Source organism: Candidatus Alistipes pullistercoris (genome assembly GCF_027665465.1).
GTDB classification, from domain to species: domain Bacteria; phylum Bacteroidota; class Bacteroidia; order Bacteroidales; family Rikenellaceae; genus Alistipes_A; species Alistipes_A hominis.
Genome location: NZ_JAQDED010000015.1, coordinates 1 through 22,817, shown reverse-complemented (window position 1 = coordinate 22,817; position 22,817 = coordinate 1). Strand labels below are relative to the sequence as shown.

The following is a 22,817-nucleotide window of genomic DNA, read 5'->3' as shown; positions in this document are numbered from 1 at the left end:
TGATAATCAACACTATTTGTATGCGACTTTGGATAATAATCTAATTGGGATAATAGTGGACTGCTTGCCCGAATATCTCCCCGTCCGTGAAGCCGTTGCAACCGCTCCGCTGCACGTAGTTGAGAATGTAGGTGACGCAATCGTCTATGTTCTTGGCAGGGTTGCGGTAGTTCTTCGCAAAGAGCGCATCTTCCGCTGCACGCTGCTCCAAGTGCATCTGTATCGTTCTCTTGAAATGTTCTGTTCCTTTCATATCGCTGTCGTTTTTATCAGTTATACATTTTTCCGTTTTCCAAAAACTCGTAGTCGTTGGCTGCGCAACTCTCCTCGAAACCTTCCTCACTGCACTGGAATTCCATATCGTCACGGCACGACTTGAAGAAACTGTCAAGACACTTGTCCATGAGGTCGTACAGAGTGGTTCGGGTGTCGGGGGCTTTCAGAAAGTCGTAGATGGGTCGCAGGATGTCCTCGTCTGCGCAATAGCCTGTCAGTACGCAACAGTTATCCGTGAATACCCTGCTTTTGCGTCTTTTATTGTAATTGCCTTTGAGGTAGTAGGTTTTCGGCTTGAATAGGGTGTGCCAATAGTTATTGACGATGTATTTCAGAAGCCGTATGCCGTTGAGTTCTTCTTCCTCTCCGCTGTAACGTGAGGTGAAGCGGTAGGAATAACGGCACGTGTCGTAACTCCAATCGTTCACTTTGACCCTGAACACACTTTCAAATGCTTCCAGCGTGTTGCGGTTGTCGCTGTCCCAACCGTATTCAAAAGTGCGTAGCCATTCATTGTATGCGGTATCTCTCGCTGCTGCGGAGAGTTCGGCTAATTGGAATAGGTCGTATGTCCTTGTTATCGTTCTCATATCGCTGTCGTTTTAGATGGTCTGTTTCAGTATCTCTCTCCAATAGGTCGGCTCCACCTCGCTCAAAAGGAAGTCTGTAAAATCCCTCCGTGCGTCCTTGTTCAGTTCTCGGTAGAGTTCACGGAACACGGATATGTTGCCGTTGATGTACGTTTCAACCATATACACGAAGATGTTGTCCACCTCGTAGTATCTGCATTGCTGCGCTGCCGTCTTGCTGCTTCTCTTTGCCATGTCGGTAAGGGTTAAAGGGTGAATAACCAAAGGATGAAACCGAAGAAGGCGGTTGCGGAAAGGATAGCCACGATTACGCCTATCGCCACTCGGAACACTCCGTTTACAATCTCTCTAATGATGCCCCAAAGGATGCCGAACACCCCGAAGGCGGTGCGCACCATCAAGCCGCATATCGCAAGCCCTATGTACTGCGCCATTTGTCTGAAATTTGCCGTTGCCGTCATATTTTCGCTGTTTTTGATTTTTTGTTTTTTTTATGCGGATTCAAGAGCTGAGGGAGTTGAGTTTCAAACTATCTTATTTGCCTCTCGTTTATCCGACATTTTTTTTAATGCGTCTTTCTGTCGCATCGGTCGTTTTCGTTTCGGGTGCTTAAAAAGGTAGGGATTAGGGGATGCAAGGTTTTTCGGGAAAAATACTACCCGCAGGGCTGGAGATTTTTCCCGAAAACAGGAGGCTTGACCTTGCATTCCCGTCCAATCCCGGAATTACCTTTGCGCCCAGAACGGAAATGACAACCTGATGCGCTCCCTGAAAGACGCGAAAATGGAGGTAAACGGAAGTGGAGGCAGATTGGACAGGAAAACTTCAAAAGAGAAATCCGTGAAAAAGGGAAAACGCCAAAAGGAAAAGGGACACTGCCGGAGGCGTGAAACCGGGCAAACCACCGGCAAGGAAGTATGATTTTGTATGTCTGGCCGAACGTGTCCGGTCGGACAGATAAAATCATTCTTCCCGGTTTGCCTGCCGTGTGTGACGGCTTGTTCCATTTATGGATCGGGCGGTCAGACACGGCTTTCCGCTTACGGCACAAAGGAACAGCGGAAAAAGAAAAATCGTCAGAAACCCGTAAAAGCACCTCTTTGGCATAAGCACAAAAGAAATGAGCCTTGCATCATCAGTCTAAACTGTTGTTTAGGCGTGAGGCAAAGCCCTTTTCTTCGCTTATGCGGCAGTCGGCATACGTTCGTCCAAAATCCTTTTGTACGATGGTGTGCCGACGGATAAAATCGCTTTTACGGAAAAACTTGTATGAGAAGAAAAAAATTAGGGAGATTCATTTCAAAATCTCCCGTTTTATTGTTACTTTTGCATACGAAGAGTTCTTTGAAGGTTACGCAACGCGCAGAAGGATGATGCAGTAGATAACTAACTAAATCGTAACCTATTACTATCATGAGCAATTAACCTACGCTCACTTCCAATAAATTACACTCTTTTCGTAACTTCACCTAACAAAGATAATATTTTCATTGTCAATTATTGATTTACAAATGCAAATATAAAATTTATTTCTGAATAAAATACCGATTGGTATGCAAAAAAGAAAGTGATTATCTTCTATTTTGCTCAATTATGAGCACTCCGAGACGTGACAATCAATTCCTTGCGACCATTGTGTGGAGATTGAAAGAAATCCGCAACGGCCGGGGTGTGTCCCAACAGCGGGTTACGATGGATACGGGAGTAAATATCAGTAGGATAGAATCAGGGAATCGGATGCCTTCGATTTATTCGTTAGCTATTCTTTGCAAGTATTACGAAGTTTCGATGGAAGAGTTTTTCAAAAATATTGATTTGAAAAATAAGCCTTGGGAATAAAGATAGCTGAACGCTTGAAGGACGTTCGCATAAAGAAGGGCCTTACCCAGGAGAACGTGCGTTTCGATCTGAATATGAACATAGGCCGTATCGAGATTGCAGAAAATTGCATATCGCTCCCTACCCTGAAAAAGTTGTGTAATTATTACGGTATTACTTTCGAGGAGTTTTTCAGAGAAATTTAGCCTGCCTTTAAAATTTGAATCTACAAAAACGTATTCGGCGAGGATAATTGCCGTTCCTTGCTGAAATAATCGACTTTATATTTTGCCTGCGCCGGGCGGCGCCGAACTTTTTATTGCCGGGAAATCGTTATTTTTGTACCGACTGAAACGATGCCTTTATGAAAGCGATGAGTTTGGAAGAATTGACTAAGGAACAACTCGAAGAATTGGTGCGGATCTATGCCCGCAACCTGTTGGCGCTCGACGGCGTGTGGTTTCAGTCCGTCGAACGCGGACGGGGCATGGACGAGGCGATGGCGCACGACTGTGCGGTGTGGCGGCGTTTCACCGAGACGGAAGCCCGCCGTATCAAAACGTTTCTCGGTCTGCCCGAACGGCCGGGACTCGACGGGCTGGAACAAGCCCTCGCGTTTCGTTTCGCCGCGCTGGCCAACCGCCGGACGGAGTGCCGCCGAGCGGGCGATGCGCTGGAGTTCCGCGTGGTGGACTGCCGGGTGCAGTCGGCTCGCACCCGCAGGGGGTTGCCGTTGCATCCGTGCAAACCGGTCGGCGAAAACGAGTACGCCTATTTCGCCCGCGTGATCGACGATCGGATCGGATGCGAGGCCGTGAGTTGTTTTCCGGATATGACCGAGCCGGACTGCGCCTGCGCGTGGCGGTTCCGGCTCGAAAAGGAGTAACGGCGGAAGACGGGCGTATGCGCTGCGGTTTGGAACATTTTATGTATGGCGTTATAGATCAATGTCGAGTAAAAAAGTTCGGGCGGACCGGGGAAAATAGCCCGGTTTATCGTATTTTTACGGAATTAAAATCAGGATGGTATGGAAGTAATGCTGAGCGTTCGTGCGGAGAGTTGCATCCGGTGCGGCAAATGTGTGCGGGTGTGCCCGTCGAAAATTTTTACGCAGCCGGCCTCCGGCGGCGAGATCGGATTGCAAGGGATCGGGTCGTGTATCGTGTGCGGGCATTGCGTGGCCGTCTGCCCGACCGGTTCGGTCGAGCACGGGGATTTTCCGCCGCAGAAGGTGCATCCGGTCGATCGGGAATTGCTGCCCTCGCCCGAACAGGTGATGCTGCTGTGCAAGGCGCGGCGGTCGAACCGGGCCTTTACCGCGAAGCCGGTGCCGGAAGAGACGCTCGACCGGATTCTCGAGGCCGCCCACCGCGCCCCGACCGCCAGCAACCTACAACGGGTGGCGTTTACGCTGGTGACCGATCCCGAAAAACTGCACGCGATCAGCGCGTTTACCGTCGGCGTATTCGCTTCGATTCTCAGAAAACTCGAAAATCCGCTGCTGAAGCCGGTGCTGAAACGGATTGCGCCGCAGCTATACGGCTACGTGCCGCATTTTAAGCGTCTGATCTCGGAGTTCGACAAGGGGAACGACCTGATCCTGCGCGGGGCTACCGCCGTGATCCTGATCCATACGCCTTCGGAAAGCCGCTTCGGATGCCAGGACGCCAACCTCGCCTATCAGAACGGTTCGCTGATGGCCGAGAGTCTCGGCGTCGCCCAGTTCTACACCGGTTTCGTCTGTTCGGCCGTCGAACAAGACCGGAACAGGCGGCTGGCCAAAATGCTCGGCATATCCGGGAAGATACGCGCCGGAATGGCGCTCGGCATACCGGCGTTCCGCTATCCGAACTACATCGACCGCAAGGATATAAATGTAACCAAATTGTGATTCATGGCTTCGTTTCTGAATTCGCTGCGTACTAAATTCGGCCTCGGCAAACATCATCCCCGGCTCGGCGGCCTCGAAATACTGAAATACATCGGGCCCGGTCTGCTGGTGACCGTCGGGTTCATCGATCCGGGCAACTGGGCTTCGAACCTGGCCGCGGGCGCCGACTACGGCTATGCGCTGCTGTGGATGGTCACGCTGTCGACCGTGATGCTGATCGTCCTGCAACACAACGTGGCCCACCTGGGGATCGCCACCGGGCTTTGCTTGTCGGAGGCCGCCACCGTTTACCTGAAGCCGGCCGTGTCGCGCACCGTGCTGGGGTCGGCCGTGCTCGCGTCGATCTCCACGTCGCTGGCCGAAATTCTGGGCGGGGCGATCGCGTTGCAGATGCTGTTCGGCATTCCGGTGCGGATCGGGGCGCTGATGGTGCTGATTTTCGTAATCGTCATGCTGTTTACCAACAGTTACCGGCTGATCGAGAAGTGGATCATCGCGTTCGTGTCGATCATCGGGCTGTCGTTTATTTACGAACTGTCGCTGACGACGATCGACTGGCCCGCGGCCGCCTGGGCGTGGGTTACGCCGACCATTCCGGAGGGGTCGATGGTGATTATCATGAGCGTGCTGGGGGCCGTGGTGATGCCGCACAACCTGTTCCTGCACTCCGAGATCATCCAGAGCCGGCAGTGGAACCTTTCCGACGACGCGGTGATCAAAAAACAGCTCCGGTACGAATATGCCGATACGATCCTGTCGATGCTGATCGGCTGGGCGATCAACAGCGCGATGATCCTACTGGCCGCCGCGACGTTCTTCGTATCCAAAACTCCCGTCGAAGAGTTGCAGCAGGCCGATTCGCTGCTGCGTCCGCTGCTCGGAAGCAATGCGACGGTGATCTTCGCCGTGGCGCTGCTGTTCGCCGGGATCGCTTCGACGATTACGTCGGGTATGGCGGCCGGTTCCATTTTCGCCGGGATCTTCAAGGAGCCCTACGATATCAAGGACAGCCACTCGCGGCTCGGCGTGATCATTTCGCTCGTCGTCGCGTTCCTGATCATCCTGGTGATTACCAATCCGTTCCGGGGACTGATCTATTCGCAGATGATTCTCAGCATCCAGTTGCCGTTCACCGTTTTCCTGCAGGTTTACCTGACTTCTTCCGAACGGGTGATGGGCAAGTATAAAAATTCGACGTTCACCAAATACCTGCTTTATGCGATCGGCGGCGTGGTGACGCTGCTGAACGTGATGCTGCTGGTCAGCATGTTCTGACGGCGTTTTCCGGCGTTGGTATGTTAATTGTTACGGCAGCACGTAACAATTAATCGATTTCGTATGAATACAATCGCCGCATTTTTCGTAGGATCGGGTATCGTTTCGGCAGTCGTGATCGCGTCGGATCTTCCGCGCCGGAAGCAGTCCATGAAGATAATGAACAGCGTGTGGATACTGACCGGGCTCTGGGGCGGATTTTTCGCATTGTGGGCTTATTTCCGGTTCGGGCGCGCGAAACGCTTCGCGCCGGTGGCCGCTCCGATGCGGATGGAGGCGCCGGATGCCGGTTCGATGCCGATGGGAAATAAAGCGGAGACGCACATGCCGATGGATATGGGCCGCGACCGTCCGAAGTGGCAGTCCGTCGTGCTGTCGACGCTGCACTGCGGCGCCGGATGTACGTTGGCCGACCTGATCGGGGAAAGCTTTCTGTATTTCGTGCCGGTCGCGATCGGCGGCAGCGCGGTTGTCGGCGGTTGGGCGCTGGATTATGCGTTGGCGCTCTGTATCGGGGTTTATTTTCAGTACGCAGCAATCCGGAGTATGCAAATGCTGCCGAGAAAGCAGGCGGTCGTCCATGCGCTGAAGGCCGATTTTCTGTCGCTGACCGCGTGGCAGGCCGGCATGTACGCGTGGATGGCCGTCGTTATCTGGGTGCTGTTCCGGGAAACCGGATTGTCGAAAATGTCGTGGACGTTCTGGTTTATGATGCAGACGGCCATGTTCGTCGGTTTTTTGGCAGCTCTGCCGATGAACGTATGGCTGATCCGCAAAGGCGTTAAAAAGGGCATGTAGTCGGGCCGTACGGTTCGGATGCTCCTCTGTTTTAATCGGATGCGTATTTTTCCAGGATGCGGTTCGCTTCCGGAAGGTAGGAGCTGCCGAAAAGGTTCAGGTGGTTCAACAGATGGTATAGCCGGTAGATCCCTTCGCGGTACTCCCAGCGGGGTTTCAACGGATATTCCTGCTCATAGGCCCGGTAAAAGGCCGGAGGGAAACCGCCGAACAGCCGCGTCATCGCCAGATCGGCTTCGCGGTGTCCGTAATAAACGGCCGGATCGATCAGCACGACCTCGCCGGAAACGGCGTCGCATAGGAAATTACCCGCCCACAGATCGCCGTGGAGCAGGCACGGCGGCTCCTCGCAGCCCTGCAAGATATCCGCGATTTTCGATTCCAACCGGGCGAAATTTCTGCGGAGTCCGGTCGTGGCATAGCCGTTCCGTTCGGCCAGCTCGTACTGGTAGCGCAGGCGTTTGTTCAGGTAAAATGCGGTCCAATTCGACCGTTCGGCGCCGTGCGGAAGATTGATCTGCGGATTGAGTCCGATGTAGTTGTTCCGCCGGAATCCGAAATATGCCGTCCGGCGACGGTGCAGCCGGGCCAGTCTGCGCCCGAAATCTTCGAAAAAATCGTTTCCGCCGGCGCTGTTCGGGACGTATTCGGTCAGCAGGTGATCCGTTCCGACGGACAGGACTTTCGGGGTGCGGAAGATTCCGGTTTCCGACAATTCTTTCAGTCCTTCGGCTTCGCATACATAGCTTTCGGAGGGCGCGCCGCTTTTGAGAAAGTATTCCGCGCCCGATTTCGTACGGATCTTTCCGGTGCCGGAGACGGCGCTCGTTATCGGGTCGCCGATCGCTGTTTCGAGAACGGTTTTCAGGTTCGTATTCATAGGCGTAATCGGTTTTTAGGGAATCCTGCCGGGAATTGTGGCCATAAATATACTTGTTTCGAAATTAAAATCGAAAGACGTTCTTCGTTGGACGGAATTTTTTATAACTTTATCCGCCTGAATCATAGCTTGTTTATAAACATATCGAACGGACGGAAGTTATGCGGGTGCGCGATTTGGCGGTTTTTCTGGTGAAAACGACGACGGTTTTGTTGTCGGTCGCTGTCTTTTTCATCGTATTCCGGGTGCGGAAAGATACGCCGTTGATCGCGGTCGCCGAAAAAGAACAGGCGCTCTTTTGGCTGATGCCGTGTCTGACTTTTTTTGTCCTGTTATGGTTTTGTATGGCCCGGGAGAAACGGGTACGGTGGACGGTCGCGGATCTTCTGGCGTGCGTGCTGCTGGCGTACGTCGTTTTTCGTTCCGGTTCCCGGACGGAGTACGCATGGGCTGTACCGGTAGCGCTGGGATGCCTTTACCTGAACCTGCGGATCGTGTTTTCGCTGTCCCGCGGGGTCGTGCCCGTATTGGTGCTGGCGTTGCTATCGACCGGGATTGCCGAGGCTGTTACCGGATTGATGCAGTTGTACGGAATGACTTCGTCGAATCATTCGCTGTTCGGCATGACCGGATCGTTTTTCAATCCGGGCCCCTACTCCAACTACCTCGCCGTGATCGTTCCCGTGGCGTTTTATTACGTGCTGACTCTGCGTGCCGTTCCGGCCGTTCTGTCGGCGTCGAAAGGGCGCGCGAGATTCGTACGGTTGTCGAATCCGGATACGCTGATCTATTACGCATCCTGGCTTTTCTTGCTGCTGGCTCTGGTTGTCTTGCCGGCGACCCGGGGGCGGATTGCGTGGCTGGCGGTGCTGGGGAGCGGTTTGGTTGCGGTATGCCGCGAGACGCCCGCGCCGGCATATATCCGAAAGTTTTACCGACGCAGGAAGTTTCTGTTTGCAACGATTGGTTCGGCCGTGCTCGTTCTGGTCGTCGTGTCGCTGGTCGGGTTGTACCGGTACAAAAAGGATTCGGCCGGCGGCCGGTGGCTGATCTGGAACGTGTCGGCGCAGTTGATCCGTGAAAATCCCGCATTCGGCGTGGGAACGGGCTGCTTTGCCGGGGCGTACGGGAATGCGCAAGAAGCCAGCTTCGTTTCCGGGGCGATGACTGAAGATCAGGTGCGCGTAGCCGGGGCTCCGGATTATGCTTTCAACGATTTTTTGCAGATTGCGGTCGAAACGGGAGCGGCCGGAGCCTTGCTGTTTCTGTCGGTGGTCGTTTTGTCTTTCCGGGGATTGGCGCGCCGGCGGGACGGGTTGCTGTACGGCTTGACGAGCCTGATGATCGTTTCGTTGGCTTCTTATCCGCTGAATCTGCTCCCCTTCTGTATTTTGCTTGTGTTTTTTATCGCGGCGGCTCAGGACGATGGTCGTTCGGGAAGACGATTTCCGGCGGTCGTCTCCGTCGCGCTGCTTTCGGGCGCGTTCGCGTGGTCGTGCTGCGCCGTATCCGGAGCGGAAAAGCGATACCGGGCTTTGCAGGATTGGAAGCTGTTGCAAGGGGCCTATCAGTTGCAGGATTACCGGTTCGTTGCGGGGGAGTACGAAGAACTGTATCCGGAACTTTGCGACGAGCCCCGTTTCCTGTTCGAATACGGACATGCGCTGAATAAGTCGGAACGCTATTTTCTGAGCGATTGGGCGCTGCGCCGGGGCGCGCGTTTCAGCGGCGATCCGATGTTCTGGAACGTGATGGGAAATAACAGCAAGGCGCGGGGAGATGTCGTTGCCGCCGAACGGTATTACCAGAAGGCCTACCGTCGGCTACCGAACCGTTTGTATCCGTTGTACCTGCTGGCAAAGCTCTATTTCGAGACGGGGCAGGACGATAAAGCCCGCGAAATGGCCGACCGGGTGTTGTCGTTCGACCCCAAGGTTCCCTCCACGGCTGTGCGGGAGATGAAGGGGGAAATCCGGCGGCTGCAAAATCGGGAGCTTTCGGAGACGGATTCGTCCGTTTCGTCCGAAATGTATGGAAAATAGTCCGGACGGCATGGAGTATCGGTCGGAATGTATTAATTTCGAATAACAAAAAATTGTTTTAATGATCCTGAACGATGGTGCGGAATGCGTTTTTAAAGGAACCCGATCGGGTGTGCGTCAAAAACGGTCGGCAGTTCGGGATGCGAGAATGTAAAAGATGATGTTAAATAAACAAAAGATAGCGAAGGCCGTCAATGCGGTTTCCGTGTGCGTATTGGCGTTTTTCGGGTTGGTGCTGCTCTATTTCGGCACACGCGTTTTCGTGTGCGACAAATATCCGGTTTCGACGACGTCGATGACTCCGACGATCATTCCCGGCGATCAGATTCTGGTCAATAAGTTGGTTTTCGGCGCGCGAATTTATAAAAACCTAAAGTTTCTCCAAGGCGATTCGCTCGAAACGTTCCGGATTCCCGGATTCAGGAAAATCAGGCACAACGACGTCGTCGTTTTCAATTTCCCGTTCGGGAACGACGACTGGCAAAAGATCGAGTTTCGGATCAACCGGGTCTTTGCCAAACGCTGTCTCGGTCTGCCGGGCGATACGCTCTCTGTCGTGAACGGCTTTTACCGTAACCCGGCCTGTCGCGATACGCTGGGGTATTATGACAACGAAGCGGCTTTCTCGGCCACGCCCGACTCCCTGATCGATCCGGTCATCCTACGGTCGGCTCCGTTCGACGAGAAGTACGGCTGGACGACGAAGAATTTCGGGCCGCTGTATATTCCCCGCAAGGGGGATCGCATCCGGCTGGATGCCCGGAATCATGTGCTGTACCGGCTGGCGGTCGGATACGAGACGGGGAAGCGCCTTGAAGTGCGCGACAGCGTTCTGTATCTCGGCGACTTTCCCGTCGATGAATATACGTTCACGGAAAATTATTATTTCATGGGCGGCGACAATGTGGCCAACTCGCAGGATTCGCGTTATTTCGGATTCATTCCGGAAAAGTTTATCGTCGGCGTCGCTACGCGGATCGCCTATTCGCGGGACAAAGCGACCGGGAAGTTGCGGTGGAACCGGCTGATGAAAGCGCTTTGATTTTAGAACTTATTGATAGCATGTTATGATGGTAAAACGTATTTTGGTTATCCTGTTAAGCTGCTTTGCGGTCGTTTCCTGCAAAACGGCGCGGATCAAAAAGGAATTGAAGGAATTTACCGGGCAGCAAATCGTGCTGCCCGACAGCCTGCGGAGTACGGTGAACGGCCGGGACACCACGCTGACCGACTTTATGGGCGCCGAAACGAAGCTGGTGGTATTTTACGATTCGGTGGTCTGCTCTTCCTGCCGGATCAACAGGATGTACGAATGGCAGGAAGTGATCGCCACATCGATCGGACTGAAGCATAAGTTCAATGCGATATTTATATTTTCGCCCAAACGGGGAACCGAATCCCAGCTTATTACTTCGCTGAAAGCGGCCCAGTTGGATTATCCGGTATTTCTCGATAGCGGAGGTTTGTTTTTAAAACGGAATCCCCGCATTCCGTCCGGGGAAATGTATCATACTTTCTTGCTCGACCGGCAGAACCGGGTGGTTTTGGTCGGCAATCCGATCGGAAACGAGCGGCTGTGGGAGCTTTATAAAAAGGAGATCCGGGAACAGGCCAAGCACGACTAAGCAGGTCGACTTAAACAATAAATTATTAGCAATGATCCTGCCGGTTTGCACGAAAAAACGTTGAAACTGACAAAAAAAGATCAAAAAAGTAACAAAGGAAGGGATTTTCGGATTCCTTTTTTTGTACTTTTACAAGAAAGCGGCGGACTGCCGATCCAAGACCGTATGATTTTTATGAAAAGAAACACGATTTCGTTGTTGATCGTTGTCGGGGTGTTATTTTCGACGGGAGGGTATGCTCAGAGCCTGAACCGCAAAATGACCCTGACCGACGTTATTTATACCGCGCACGAACAATCGCCCAGCGCATTGGTGGCCAAACATAATTTTCTGGGGAACTACTGGGCGTACCGTTCTTATAAAGCGCAGTTTCTGCCGTCGCTGAACCTGGGGGCGACGCTGGGCAATTTCAACCGGTCGCTGATGGCGCTTCAGAATTCCGAGACGGGAAATATCAAATACGTCGAGAACAACAACATGCGCAACAACCTGACGCTTTCGCTGGATCAGAATATCGCGTTGACGGGAGGTAAAGTATCCGTATTCACACAGTTGAACCGGCTGGATCAGTATGCGCCGGAACGGAACATAACGTATAATTCGCAGCCGATCAACATCACTTACATCCAGCCGTTGCGGGCTTTCAATTCGCTGAAATGGCAGAAGAAGACCCAACCGAAAGAGTACGAAAAGGCCAAGCGGAGTTACCTCGAAACGATGGAGGATATTACCGTTACGGCTACTTCGCTGTTTTTCAATGCGCTGTTGTCGCAGCGGAACCTCGAAAGGGCCCAGAAAAATTATCAGAATACCGAAACGCTTTACCGGATTGCCAAGGAACGTTTCGAACTTGGGAAAGTGACCAAGAGCGAATTGCTGCAGCTCGAACTACGGCTGCTGAACGACGGCCTATCGATCAATCAGAGTCAGTTGAACCTGGATATGAACCAGTTGAAACTGAAATCGTACCTCGGATACAACGAAAGCGTGCAACTGGAGCTGGTGCTGCCCGATTCGATTCCCGAACTCGCGCTGAATGTAAGCGAGGTGGTCGATCTCTCCTATGCCAATTCTTCTTTCGGACTCAGTCAGGAACTTTCCGTGTTGTACGCCGAACAGTCCGTCGCCGAAGCCAAGGCGAACCGGGGGCTTTCGGCCACGCTCAGCGCCCAGTTCGGACTGACTCAGCAGAATGAAAGCTTTAAATATGCTTACAAAAATCCGATGGATCAGGAGATTATTAGTCTGGGTCTGAGCCTGCCGATTATGGATTGGGGGCTGGGTAAAGGACGGGTCAAAACCGCCAAATCGCGTGAAAATGTGGTACGCACCCAGACCAATCAGGAGGACACGGAGCACCGCCAGGATATTATGATCAAAGTGGTGCAGTTCAACAACCAGATCCGACAGTGTAAAATATCGGCCATGGCCGACAGCGTGGCCGAACAGCGTTACGAAATGGTGATGGAGCGTTTTATCAACGGAACGGCCGACGTGACCGACCTCAATACGGCTCAGAGCGAAAAGGACGAAGCGGCGAACCGTTACATTCAGGAATTGAACAATTACTGGTCGTATTACTATAATATACGCAGGCTGACCCTGTTCGATTATATCAGCAGGACGAACATATCGGCCGAGTTCGATAAGATCGTCGGGAAATAACGGACGGGGAAATTCACAGTAAAGATTTTAAATCGGAGTTGATAATGAAACTTTATTTTTTGCCGCTTTGCGTGGCGGTGATCCTTTGGGGGTGCGGGCACGACAAAGAGAAGAAACGGGAAGATTCGGAAGCGGCCAAGGCCGAATACGTGGCCGAACGGAATGTCGTCGATACGGTCGTGCTGCGGCCGCGGAATTTCAATAAACAAATCGTCGGCAACGGGAAGTTGCGGGCCGTGACCAAGAGCGTGCTTCGTTTCGCGACGGCCGGAGATATTTCCGAAATCTGCGTTGCGAACGGACAGTCCGTGCGGCAGGGCGAGGTGATCGCCCGGCTCGATCCGCGTTCGGCGCAGTTGCGACTCGAACAGGCGCATCAGACGCTCGATAAGGCCGAGATCGACCGGGTCGACGCGTTGATCAGCTTCGGGTACTCGGACACGACCGACGTGCCGAAAGAGCGCCGTCGTGTAGCCGATATCCGTTCGGGGTATGCCTCAGCCGTCAACAGCCTGAAACAGGCCGAGATCGACCTGATGAATACGACCCTGAAAGCTCCTTTTGCGGGGAAGATAGCGAACCTGCAGTCGAAAGTTTACGAAAAGCCGAACGATCCGTTCTGTACGCTGATCGACGACCGGACGTTCGACGTCGATTTCAACCTGCTGGAATCGGAGGTTGGCTTCGTGGCTGTCGGGCAGACTGTGAAAACGGCGTCGTTCAACCGGCCGGATCACTATTACGACGGCGTCGTAACGCAGATCAATCCGCTGGTAGACGACAAAGGACAGATCAACGTGCGGGCCAAGGTGAACAATACGGACGGGAAGTTGCTCGAAGGGATGAACGTTACGGTGCTGGTCGAGAATCTGGTGCGGGGACAGTTGGCCGTACCGAAAAGCGCCGTGGTGATCCGGGACAACCAGGAGGTGCTGTTTCGCCTGGGGCCGGAGAACAAAGCGATGTGGACTTATGTGAACGTGGTGATGTCGAACAGCGATTCGCACGTGGTCGCCCCGAACCTGGACAAGGGCGCCGAACTGAATGCTGGGGATGTGATCATTACTTCGGGTAATCTGAACCTGGCGGACGGTTCCCAGGTGGAAGTACGCAAACCGTAGGTTGAATTTCGTTTCCCGCCGGCGGTGGTTCGGCTGAGAAACAGGACGGAAGCGCATTCGTGTCGATGTTCGTCCGTTTAAAATGATTTTTTTATGATCAAACGCCTGATAGAACGCCCGGTCGCCGTCACGATGACCTTGATTGCCGTCCTCGTGCTCGGTTTCGTTTCGATCGGTATGTTGCCCGTTTCGCTGATGCCGGATATTCAGATACCGCAGATCACGGTGCGGGTGGTCGACGATAACGCTTCGGCCCGCGAATTGGATGCGACGATCGTTAAACCGTTGAAAAACCAATTGATGCAGGTTTCGCACCTGCGGGACATCACGACCGAAGCCAGGAATGGGACGGGAACGATTTTCATGCAGTTCGACCCCGGTTCGGACATCAATTACCTGTTCATCGAGACCAACGAAAAGATCGACCGGGCGATGAGTTCGTTGCCCCGCGACATGGAACGCCCGAAGGTGGTCAAAGCGAGCGCGACGGATATTCCGGCTTTCTTCATCAACATGAGCCTAACCGACGAGGACGATGACGGCGTCGTCGCATCGTCGCGCGAGCTGTTTCCCGTTTCGCCGAAATTCATGGAATTGAGCCGTTTCGCCGGGCAGGTGATCGCCAAACGGATCGAGCAGATCCCGCAGGTGGCCATGGTGGACGTCAGCGGACTCTCCTACCCCGAACTGTTGATCGTCCCCGACCGCAAAAAGCTCGAGTCGCTCGGAATCAGCGAGCAAACGCTCGAAAACGCCCTGCAACGCAACAACATCAAATTGGGAAATTTGACCATCCGGGAGGGGGAATACCAGTACGACATCCGGTTCGAATCGGACATTCTTTCCAAAAAGGATATTGAGAACGTGTACCTGAATATCCATGACCGGTTGTACCAGTTCAAAGATCTGGCGACGGTCATCGAGCATCCGCAACGGCGGCAGGGCATGGTGCGTTCCGATTCTCATAATGCGGTTTCGATGGCCGTCATCAAGCAGTCGGACGCGCAGATGAGCGATCTGCGGGCCGAGATCAACGGCTTGATGCAGCATTTCCGGAACGAGTATCCGCACGTACAGTTCACCGTTACCCGGGACCAGACGCAGTTGCTCGAATATTCGATCGGCAACCTGCGCAACGACATCATCGTGGGCGCTCTGCTGGCTTGTCTGATCATTTTCCTGTTCATGCAGGATTTCCGGACGCCGGTGCTGGTGACGATCACCATTCCGCTGGCGTTGATCGTGTCGTTGCTGTTCTTCCACCTGCTGGGTATCACGATCAATATCGTTTCGCTGTCGGGATTGGTGCTGGGGATCGGTATGATGGTGGACAATTCGATCGTCGTCATCGACAACATTTCGCAGCATTGGGACCGCGGCGAACCGCTGAAAGAAGCCGTGCCGGCCGCTACGAACGAAGTCTTCGGGCCGATGCTGAGCTCTGTGCTGACGACCTGCTCGGTATTCGTGCCGTTGATTTTTCTCAGCGGGATCGCCGGCTCGCTATTCTACGACCAGGCTATGGCCGTTGCGATCGGGCTGTTTTCGTCGCTGATGGTTTCGGTACTCGTCATTCCGGTCTATTATTATCTCTTTTATCGCAAAAGCCTTTTCCGCCCGACGAACCGTTACCTGGAAAAACTGGCTGTCGTGGATTTCCGAGGCGGGTACGAGCGGATACTGAAGTGGTTTTTCAGACACCAGCGATTCGTATGGATCTCGTTTATCGCCGTTTTCCCGGCATTGTGGTTCGTCTATACCGAGATCGATAAAGAGAAGTTGCCGCCGCTGACCCAGGACGACATGCTGATGAGCATCGACTGGAACAGCCGGATTTCGCCCGAGGACAACGACCGGCGTACCGACGCGCTGATGAGCGAAGTCGCCGATCTGGCGGCCCAGCGTACGGCAATGACCGGAATCCAGCAGTTCATCTTGTCGCATACCCGCGAGCTGAGCGCTTCTGAAGCGTTGGTGTATGTCCGGGCGAAAAGTCCGGATCATCTGCCGCAGATCAAAGAGCGGCTTGAAAAGCGTCTCAAGGAACAGTATCCGGACGCGATGTTTCATTTCGAAATGGCGGGTAATATCTTCGATATGATCTTCTCCGAAACCGAACCTCCGCTGGTTGCCCGGCTGAAACCGACCAACGGGCGGGCGCCCGATCCGGATAAACTGAACGCGCTGCTGGGGGAACTGAGCCGCGCCTTGCCCGACATTTATATCGAACCGGCCGTCTGGCAGGAACACGTGTTGTTCGTGGTGAAACCCCGCGTCATGGCACTGTACGGCATCGATTACAACACGGTTTTCAGCGCGCTGAAGAAAGCCACGAACCAAAACCGACTCTTTACGATCAACGAAGGGACTTTCTCGATCCCGGTGGTCAGCGGCAACCGGTCGCAATTGTCGGCGGATATTCTGGAAACGAAAGTGACCAACGGCGCCGGCGTCGACATCCCGCTCTCGATGCTGGTCGGCGAGACCCGAAGCCGCGATTTGAAAAACATCATCTCCGGTACCGAAGGCGATTTCTATCCGGTGAATGTCGACGCTTCGGATCGGCAGATTCCGCAGTTGATGAGTACGATCCGCGCCGTGGTACAGCAGAATGACGATTTCGACGTCGGTTTCTCGGGGAGTTACTTTTCGAACCGGACGATGATCGGCGAACTGATCGTCGTGCTGACCGTCGCTTTCCTGCTGTTGTTTTTTATCCTGGCTGCGCAATTCGAATCGCTGGTTCAGCCGCTGATCATCCTGTCCGAGATTCTGGTGGATATATTCGGCGCCCTGCTGATACTGTGGCTGCTCGGCGCCAGCATCAACCTAATGTCGCTGATCGGACTCGTAGTGATGTGCGGCGTTGTGATCAACGACTCGATCCTAAAAGTCGATACGATCAACAAACTGCGTAAGAACGGATATTCGTTGATCCGCGCGATCATGGAGGGCGGTTCGCGGCGCATCAAGCCGATCGTGATGACGAGTCTGACGACGATCCTTGCGGTGCTGCCGTTCCTGTACCGTGGCGACATGGGTTCCGACCTGCAGTATCCGCTGTCGTTGACCCTGATCAGCGGAATGATAGTCGGCACGGTGGTCAGCGTATTCTATGTTCCGGTGTTCTATTACACGATTTATAAAAGCAAGAAGAAACGATGACGGATTCCGGTGGAAATATTTTTTCGCGGATACCGTCCTATTCCGTCATTCTGATCATGATCGTGATGGTCGTGATCGGCGCCGGGATCATGCCGTTGCTCAATATCCAATATACGCCTTCCTCGAAGCAGAATAGCCTGAGCGTCAACTTCCGATGGAACGGGGCGTCGGCCCGGGTGATCGAAACCGAGGTGACGTCGAAAATCGAAGGCGTGCTGGCGGCCGTCAAAGGGGTCGATCACGTCAGCTCGGTGTCTTACCGGGAGGGAGGCAGCGTCAGCGTATCGTTCAAAAAAAATGTCAACGTCGATGTGCTCCGATTCGAGATCGCGTCGCTGATGAGGCAAATTTATCCGAAATTACCCGAGGGCGTCTCCTACCCTTCGCTGTCGTCCGCCCCGTCCGGAGAACAGCTCTCCCCGGTGCTGATCTACACGTTGAACGCGGGCGTCCCCAGTCAGCAGATCCAGCAGTATGCCGAAGAGAACATCGTCAAGGAACTGGCCCGGATCAAAGGGGTTGGCAACATCGGTTTTTCAGGAGCTACGCCTTTCTATGTCGAAGTTTGTTTCGACCCGGATAAATTGGATAATTTCGGGATTTCGATCGACGAGCTGCACAACGGAATCGGTGCGGGGTTGGAACGCCAGGATATCGTCGGCAACATCGTCCAAGAAGACCGGCAGGGGGAAGTGAACGAAATCACCGTGATGCTCGGCAGCGGCGGCAGCCGGGTCGATTTCGAGTCGATTCCGATCAAAAATATCGACGGTACGATCGTATCGTTGGGCGATCTGGCTTCGGTGGCCTACAAAGAGCAGTTGCCGGCTTTCTATTTCAGAATCAACGGACTGAATACGATCAACCTGTCGGTGACTCCCGAAAAATACGTCAACACGATCGATCTGTCCAAACGGGTCAGGGAGCGGATGGAACAATTGGGACGAACTTTCCCTGACGGATATTCGGCGACGCTCAGCTACGATTCGTCGGACTATATCAAGGGCGAGTTGCGCAAGATCGTGTTCCGGACGGTGCTTTCGGTGATTATTCTGCTGTTGTTCGTTTTTCTGGTCAGCAGGAAATTACGCTACCTGTTCATCATCGTGGTAACGCTGGCGGCGAATATTTTCATCGCGTTCATTTTCTATTATTTTCTGAATCTGGAGATTCACCTCTACTCGCTGGCGGGAATTACCGTGTCGTTGGGGATTATCATCGACACTTCGATTATCATGATCGACCATTACGGCTATTACCGTGACCGGAAGGCGTTTATCGCCATTCTTGCGGCCGTGATGACTACGGTCGGTTCGCTCGCCATCGTATTTTTTCTTCCCGAGCAGCAGCGGGTGAACCTGGTCGATTTCTCGGCCGTGATGATCGTCAACCTGATGATCTCAATCGTCGTGGCGCTGATTTTCGTGCCGGCGTTGATGGACAAACTGCCGATCGCTCCGCGCAAGCGTAAAAACACCCGGCGGAAGATGAGGCGATTGCTGAGGTTCAACCGTATTTACGGGAGATACATTCTGTTCGGCAAACGACATAAATGGATCTTTATCGTCGTTATGATCTTGGGATTCGGGTTGCCGGTTCACCTGCTGCCCGAGCGGATCAAGACCGACCCGAATCAAGAAGACAAGTGGTGGCCGAAGACATATAACAAGACGATCGGCAGCGTATGGTATCAGGAAAACATGAAGTCGATCGTCGAGAAGTCGCTCGGCGGGAGTCTGCGGTTCTTTATGAAGAACATGTCGGGAGGGAATTATTACCGGGAGCCGCAGCGGACGACGCTGAGCATCCGAGCGGCGATGCCGGAAGGATGTACCGTGCAGCAGCTCAACGATATCATGAAGATGATGGAAAACTTCCTGAGCCAGTTCGACGAGATCGACATGTTCAAGACGAGTATTTACGGGTACAACGACGGTTCGATCGAAGTTACGTTTAAGAAAGATGCGGAGCATACCGGTTTTCCTCTTTTCCTGAAAAATACGGTAATCAGCCAGGCCATCAACTACGGCGGAGCTACGTGGGGAGTCTACGGGATCGACCAGAACGGGTTCAACAATAACGTCTATTCGGGCTATAAGTCGCACCGGATCACGCTCACCGGCTACAATTACGATCAGTTGTACCGTTATGCGGAGGACGTCGTAAAGCAGATATCGAAAAACAAGCGCGTGGGCGATCCGGGGATTTACGGGCAGGTCAGATGGGGCAACAACCTGTCGCGTAACGAGTTTTACATCGCCTTCCATCCCGACCGGATCGCGCTGAACGGCATCGACCTGTACAGCCTGTACAATTCGATGCGACAAAAGCTGTACAACGGGAACGTCGGTTCCTATTTCGACGGGGAGTCCAGCCTGCCTGTGGCGTTGGTGTCTTCGCAGCGCGACCGTTTCGACGTATGGCGTCTGTCTAACGAATACCTGCGGGTGAACGGGCAGAACGCGCGGTTTTCCGAGTTCGGCGATATCGCCAAACGGCGCACCGGAAACGACATTTACAAGGATAACCAGCAGTACCGGCTGATCGTTGCCTATGATTTCGTCGGGCCATACGAACTGGCCGAGAAGACGACCCGCACGGAAGTGGAACGTCTCAACGACGAAGTGTTGCCGATCGGTTTCAAAGCCGAGACGGACAGTTACAACTGGGGCGGCGGCGGACCCGGCGCCAACCGTCAGTACTGGCTGATCCTGCTGGTGATTACGATCATCTATTTCTGCTGCGCGGTGCTTTTCGAGTCGCTGACCGAACCGCTGATTATTCTGTCGCTGATCCCGATTTCGTTTATCGGGGTGTTCCTGACGTTCGGAATCACGGGGTATACGTTCGACCAGGGCGGTTTCGCCGCTTTCGTACTGCTGTGCGGAACCGTCGTGAACGCCGGGATCTATATCATCAACCACTACAATCTGACCTGCAAGGTCGGGAACGGAGTCTCGATGCACAATTTCCTGAAAGCGTACAATCATAAGATCATTCCCATTTCGCTGACGATCCTCTCGTCGGTGCTGGGATTGATTCCGTTCCTTTACGACGGCGAGTCCGAAGTATTCTGGTTCGCCTTCGCCGTCGGCACGATGGGCGGCATGTTGTTCTCGGTGATCGCGCTGGTATTCTTCCTGCCGTTGTTCGTTCCGGTCGGCCTCAGGCAGCGGCGCAAGCGGCGTAAAAAGCTTGCCGCTACCGCTGCTTGACGAGTTCCGTGATCTCCCGTCCGAAAACAGTTTCGGTTTCCGGTTGCGCGATGTTTTTTTGGGGGATAATCTATGTGTAGATAATCAGTATCTTACGTCTTATTATCGAGACTGTCGTTTGAGGTGGTAGACGATCAGTACGGGATTGTCGTTTTCGCTGATTTTCGCGGCGATTCGTTGCAGTTCGTCGCTTTGTCTTCCGTTGTTTTTGCAGATGGTTTCGGCGTTGTCGCGAAAACTCGACGGAGTCATGACCGAGACGAAATAGTCGTCCGCTCCGTAACAAGCCGTGTGCGGAATGAATGGAAAGCCGTTCAGTCGTTCCGCATTGTAACCGTCGGCTACGTAGGTTCCTCGCTTAGCCTGCTTGTCCCACAAAATCGATCCGCCGAGGTATTCGAACAGGATATACCGGTCGTTTTCGACCAGCCCGCGGATATACCGGAAATTCCGTTCGGCGGCCCGTTGCCTGATCTCTTCGAGATCGGTCTCCTTCTTTCCCGGCTTGTAACTTTTCCCTTCGTTGAAATAGGTGATAACGTAGCAAGGCTCCCACGTGCCGTTCCGGTATCGAAGGATGGTATCGCTCAGCGGCAGCATCACGTGGTATGCATCGCCGTCGCGGCCGACCGGATTGGACGAATAGGAACTGTTGCCATGCCAAGTCAGGCGGGTTTTGCGGTACGGCTTCTGTTTTTTCAGGTTTGCCGGGTAGGTGGCGAGCAGATCCCGGCGGATCGGATTGATTCCGTAGCAGGCTATCACGGTGTTCGAATCGGCGGGACAAAGTCGTTTGGCATTATTCAAAGTCGAATCCATGTCGGTTTCTGTGTCGGGTATATATTGGCCGTCGAGTCCGTAACGGAAAACTTTCCGTTTGGCTTGATCGACGATAACTGCTTCTTGAGAATAAGGATCGACATACCAGGTCTGTAGTCCAAGGTATTCGCCAGGGCCGCGTCCCGGTCTTCCGATCCGGTTCAGGTATTTCCCCCGGTTATCGAAAACGAGGATTTCAGGCATAAATCCGACAACCGACGAGGTGACGAAAAATTTGTCGTTGTAGCATTGTATGTCGATGATATTGCTCAACAGACTGCTGTCGCCGGTTTCGAGCGGGATAAAATCGCAGGATTCGATCAGAGAGTCGAGTTGTTCGATGGTTGCCGAAGTTACATTTTCTTTCGAAATATATTCGCCGTTGTAAACGATCGGTCGGTTGTCAGAAGTACAACCGGTTAGCAACAAAGATGATAAAAGATATAAAATTCTGTATTTTAAGTTCATGGTTATAGTTATTCGTTTATAAGGAAAGAAGCTGTCGGAAAAATCCGACAGCTTGCAAAAAAAAAGTGATCCTATCGGAAGCCATCATTAATAATATGGTAGCCGGCTTGGGATGGGTCGCAGCAACTTCCCAAATTATAACGCTGACAAGAAGAAGTTTCATAACCGATAGTATAAGTTATACCTTTTAAATATCTGCTATCGAATAAAACTCCTCTTGAAAATTTAAGTTGACCTGTTTGTTGACATACTACGGTTTCAGTTGTCGTACCGGGATCTTTGTCCAGAATGGCGTTAGGATGGAAACTTGCATCACCACACAATTCGGAACCTTCCCAACCAGGATATTCTCCTGCTGATATGGCCTCGATATTGGCTGCCAATAAATCGGTTGTCGCTGCGGCATTTTTCATACACAGCGAAGTCGTTACGGTTCCCGCCAACAGTAGGGCGCCCACGAAAATCAATCGTTTCTTCATGATTTTTGAAATTTAAATAAGTTAATAAATGAATTAATTTATCCTCTCCTTGGAATTGGATCGGATGGTTTATTTATTTATAATCTGATATTTACATGTTTTTCCGTCGGGCGTTATTCCCTCGATAGCGATATCGTATTGCTGGTTTTCAAGATCGTTTGAGTAGAATTCGATTTGGGCAGTGCCGTCCGGGCCGATTTGCAGATAAGGGTTCCAGTACAGCGTAGTACGGATATCGGGTTTTTCGTCGACGATCTTTTCGGGTGTGTCGTATATCGGACTGTAAAATTCCACGCTTTCGGCATAACCGATTGTGCGGTATGTCTTTATTTCGGGTCCACCGATAATTACACCTTCTTTCAGGATGATTTCTACGCGGTATAGATCTTCACCCATAAAGTTAAGTTCTGGTTTTCGTACATGATTGATGTATGCAACGTCTTCAACCGTATAATTAGCTAAATCGCTTAAAGCACAACCGCGTCCATTAAGCGATAAAGAAACAGGAGCGTAAAAATGACCGAACGATCCACCTTTCGGCAACCCTCTCCTTTTCATAAACAGTCCGTCCCCCACCCTTACAACCGAAGGCAGGAATACTATATAATTATACAGGGACATGGGCTTATATTTAGCGAGCGCGGTTGTATCGTATAGCGTACCGTAACTGTTCGCCTTTGGTTTTCTAGG

The 22,817-nt window shown here is 52.8% G+C and carries 19 protein-coding genes and 2 pseudogenes; 13 read left to right on the top strand and 8 right to left on the bottom strand.

Annotation, left to right across the window (positions count from 1 at the left end):
• Window positions 1–49 precede the first annotated feature (49 nt).
• The 4 genes and pseudogenes from PGR91_RS13370 to PGR91_RS13355 form a co-directional block, all read right to left on the bottom strand.
• Window positions 50–253, bottom strand: a pseudogene (locus PGR91_RS13370) (PcfK-like family protein); the annotation flags it as partial.
• Window positions 254–269: 16 nt separating this feature from the next.
• Window positions 270–866 (bottom strand): hypothetical protein, encoded by a 597-nt coding sequence (locus PGR91_RS13365; RefSeq protein ID WP_073342447.1) that lies wholly within the window; start codon window positions 864–866, stop codon window positions 270–272.
• Between the two features lie 12 nt (window positions 867–878).
• Window positions 879–1,100 carry a hypothetical protein gene (locus PGR91_RS13360; RefSeq protein WP_007366491.1) on the bottom strand — a complete coding sequence of 74 codons (222 nt, stop codon included), beginning with the start codon at window positions 1,098–1,100 and terminating at the stop codon, window positions 879–881.
• A gap of 11 nt (window positions 1,101–1,111) precedes the next feature.
• Window positions 1,112–1,327 (bottom strand): hypothetical protein, encoded by a 216-nt coding sequence (locus tag PGR91_RS13355; protein ID WP_005850429.1) that lies wholly within the window; start codon window positions 1,325–1,327, stop codon window positions 1,112–1,114.
• Window positions 1,328–2,459: 1,132 nt separating this feature from the next.
• Between PGR91_RS13355 and PGR91_RS13625 the strand changes: the two genes are divergently transcribed.
• From PGR91_RS13625 to PGR91_RS13330, 6 genes are all read left to right on the top strand, one after another.
• Complete coding sequence (locus PGR91_RS13625) at window positions 2,460–2,705, top strand: helix-turn-helix domain-containing protein (RefSeq protein WP_101570528.1); 246 nt, start codon at window positions 2,460–2,462, stop codon at window positions 2,703–2,705.
• Window positions 2,696–2,890, top strand: a complete 195-nt coding sequence (locus PGR91_RS13350) for a helix-turn-helix transcriptional regulator (protein WP_118656646.1) — start codon at window positions 2,696–2,698, stop codon at window positions 2,888–2,890. Before PGR91_RS13625 ends, PGR91_RS13350 begins: the two co-directional genes overlap by 10 nt.
• A 158-nt stretch (window positions 2,891–3,048) precedes the next feature.
• Window positions 3,049–3,570, top strand: coding sequence for a DUF6125 family protein (locus PGR91_RS13345; RefSeq protein ID WP_055204469.1), 522 nt, complete (start codon window positions 3,049–3,051; stop codon window positions 3,568–3,570).
• Window positions 3,571–3,711: 141 nt separating this feature from the next.
• Window positions 3,712–4,575: a nitroreductase family protein gene (locus PGR91_RS13340; RefSeq protein WP_055204471.1), complete on the top strand. Its 864-nt coding sequence runs from the start codon at window positions 3,712–3,714 to the stop codon at window positions 4,573–4,575.
• Between the two features lie 3 nt (window positions 4,576–4,578).
• The gene (locus PGR91_RS13335; RefSeq protein WP_055204473.1) at window positions 4,579–5,850 is read left to right on the top strand and encodes an Nramp family divalent metal transporter; all 1,272 of its coding nucleotides are present in this window, start codon (window positions 4,579–4,581) and stop codon (window positions 5,848–5,850) included.
• A 63-nt stretch (window positions 5,851–5,913) separates the two neighbouring features.
• Entirely contained in the window at window positions 5,914–6,648 is a 735-nt protein-coding gene (locus tag PGR91_RS13330) for a DUF4396 domain-containing protein (protein ID WP_118656648.1), read from the top strand.
• Between the two features lie 31 nt (window positions 6,649–6,679).
• On the opposite strand, the gene PGR91_RS13325 is transcribed toward PGR91_RS13330, so the two are convergent.
• Complete coding sequence (locus PGR91_RS13325) at window positions 6,680–7,528, bottom strand: fructosamine kinase family protein (protein ID WP_101570520.1); 849 nt, start codon at window positions 7,526–7,528, stop codon at window positions 6,680–6,682.
• 161 nt (window positions 7,529–7,689) lie between these two features.
• Between PGR91_RS13325 and PGR91_RS13320 the strand changes: the two genes are divergently transcribed.
• The 7 genes from PGR91_RS13320 to PGR91_RS13290 all read left to right on the top strand — a co-directional run bounded on the left by PGR91_RS13320 (window position 7,690) and on the right by PGR91_RS13290 (window position 20,361).
• Window positions 7,690–9,570 (top strand): O-antigen ligase family protein, encoded by a 1,881-nt coding sequence (locus PGR91_RS13320; protein WP_118656650.1) that lies wholly within the window; start codon window positions 7,690–7,692, stop codon window positions 9,568–9,570.
• A gap of 157 nt (window positions 9,571–9,727) precedes the next feature.
• Window positions 9,728–10,612 (top strand): signal peptidase I, encoded by an 885-nt coding sequence (gene lepB / locus PGR91_RS13315; protein WP_055204481.1) that lies wholly within the window; start codon window positions 9,728–9,730, stop codon window positions 10,610–10,612.
• A 25-nt stretch (window positions 10,613–10,637) separates the two neighbouring features.
• Window positions 10,638–11,195 carry a hypothetical protein gene (locus tag PGR91_RS13310; protein WP_101570516.1) on the top strand — a complete coding sequence of 186 codons (558 nt, stop codon included), beginning with the start codon at window positions 10,638–10,640 and terminating at the stop codon, window positions 11,193–11,195.
• 174 nt (window positions 11,196–11,369) lie between these two features.
• Window positions 11,370–12,860: a TolC family protein gene (locus PGR91_RS13305; protein WP_172970768.1), complete on the top strand. Its 1,491-nt coding sequence runs from the start codon at window positions 11,370–11,372 to the stop codon at window positions 12,858–12,860.
• Window positions 12,861–12,904: 44 nt separating this feature from the next.
• Window positions 12,905–13,981 (top strand): efflux RND transporter periplasmic adaptor subunit, encoded by a 1,077-nt coding sequence (locus PGR91_RS13300; RefSeq protein ID WP_118656654.1) that lies wholly within the window; start codon window positions 12,905–12,907, stop codon window positions 13,979–13,981.
• Window positions 13,982–14,074: 93 nt separating this feature from the next.
• Complete coding sequence (locus PGR91_RS13295) at window positions 14,075–17,146, top strand: efflux RND transporter permease subunit (protein ID WP_118656656.1); 3,072 nt, start codon at window positions 14,075–14,077, stop codon at window positions 17,144–17,146.
• Window positions 17,143–20,361 (top strand): efflux RND transporter permease subunit, encoded by a 3,219-nt coding sequence (locus PGR91_RS13290; RefSeq protein ID WP_118656658.1) that lies wholly within the window; start codon window positions 17,143–17,145, stop codon window positions 20,359–20,361. The genes PGR91_RS13295 and PGR91_RS13290 overlap by 4 nt, the downstream gene beginning before the upstream one ends.
• A gap of 102 nt (window positions 20,362–20,463) precedes the next feature.
• Here the strand turns inward: PGR91_RS13290 and PGR91_RS13285 are convergent, their stop codons facing one another.
• The 3 genes and pseudogenes from PGR91_RS13285 to PGR91_RS13275 all read right to left on the bottom strand — a co-directional run.
• On the bottom strand, window positions 20,464–21,609 hold the full coding sequence (locus PGR91_RS13285; protein WP_182424244.1) for a 6-bladed beta-propeller: 1,146 nt from the start codon (window positions 21,607–21,609) through the stop codon (window positions 20,464–20,466).
• A 110-nt stretch (window positions 21,610–21,719) separates the two neighbouring features.
• Complete coding sequence (locus PGR91_RS13280) at window positions 21,720–22,127, bottom strand: hypothetical protein (RefSeq protein ID WP_147387399.1); 408 nt, start codon at window positions 22,125–22,127, stop codon at window positions 21,720–21,722.
• A gap of 69 nt (window positions 22,128–22,196) precedes the next feature.
• Window positions 22,197–22,817 (bottom strand): annotated as a pseudogene (locus PGR91_RS13275) (hypothetical protein); the annotation flags it as partial.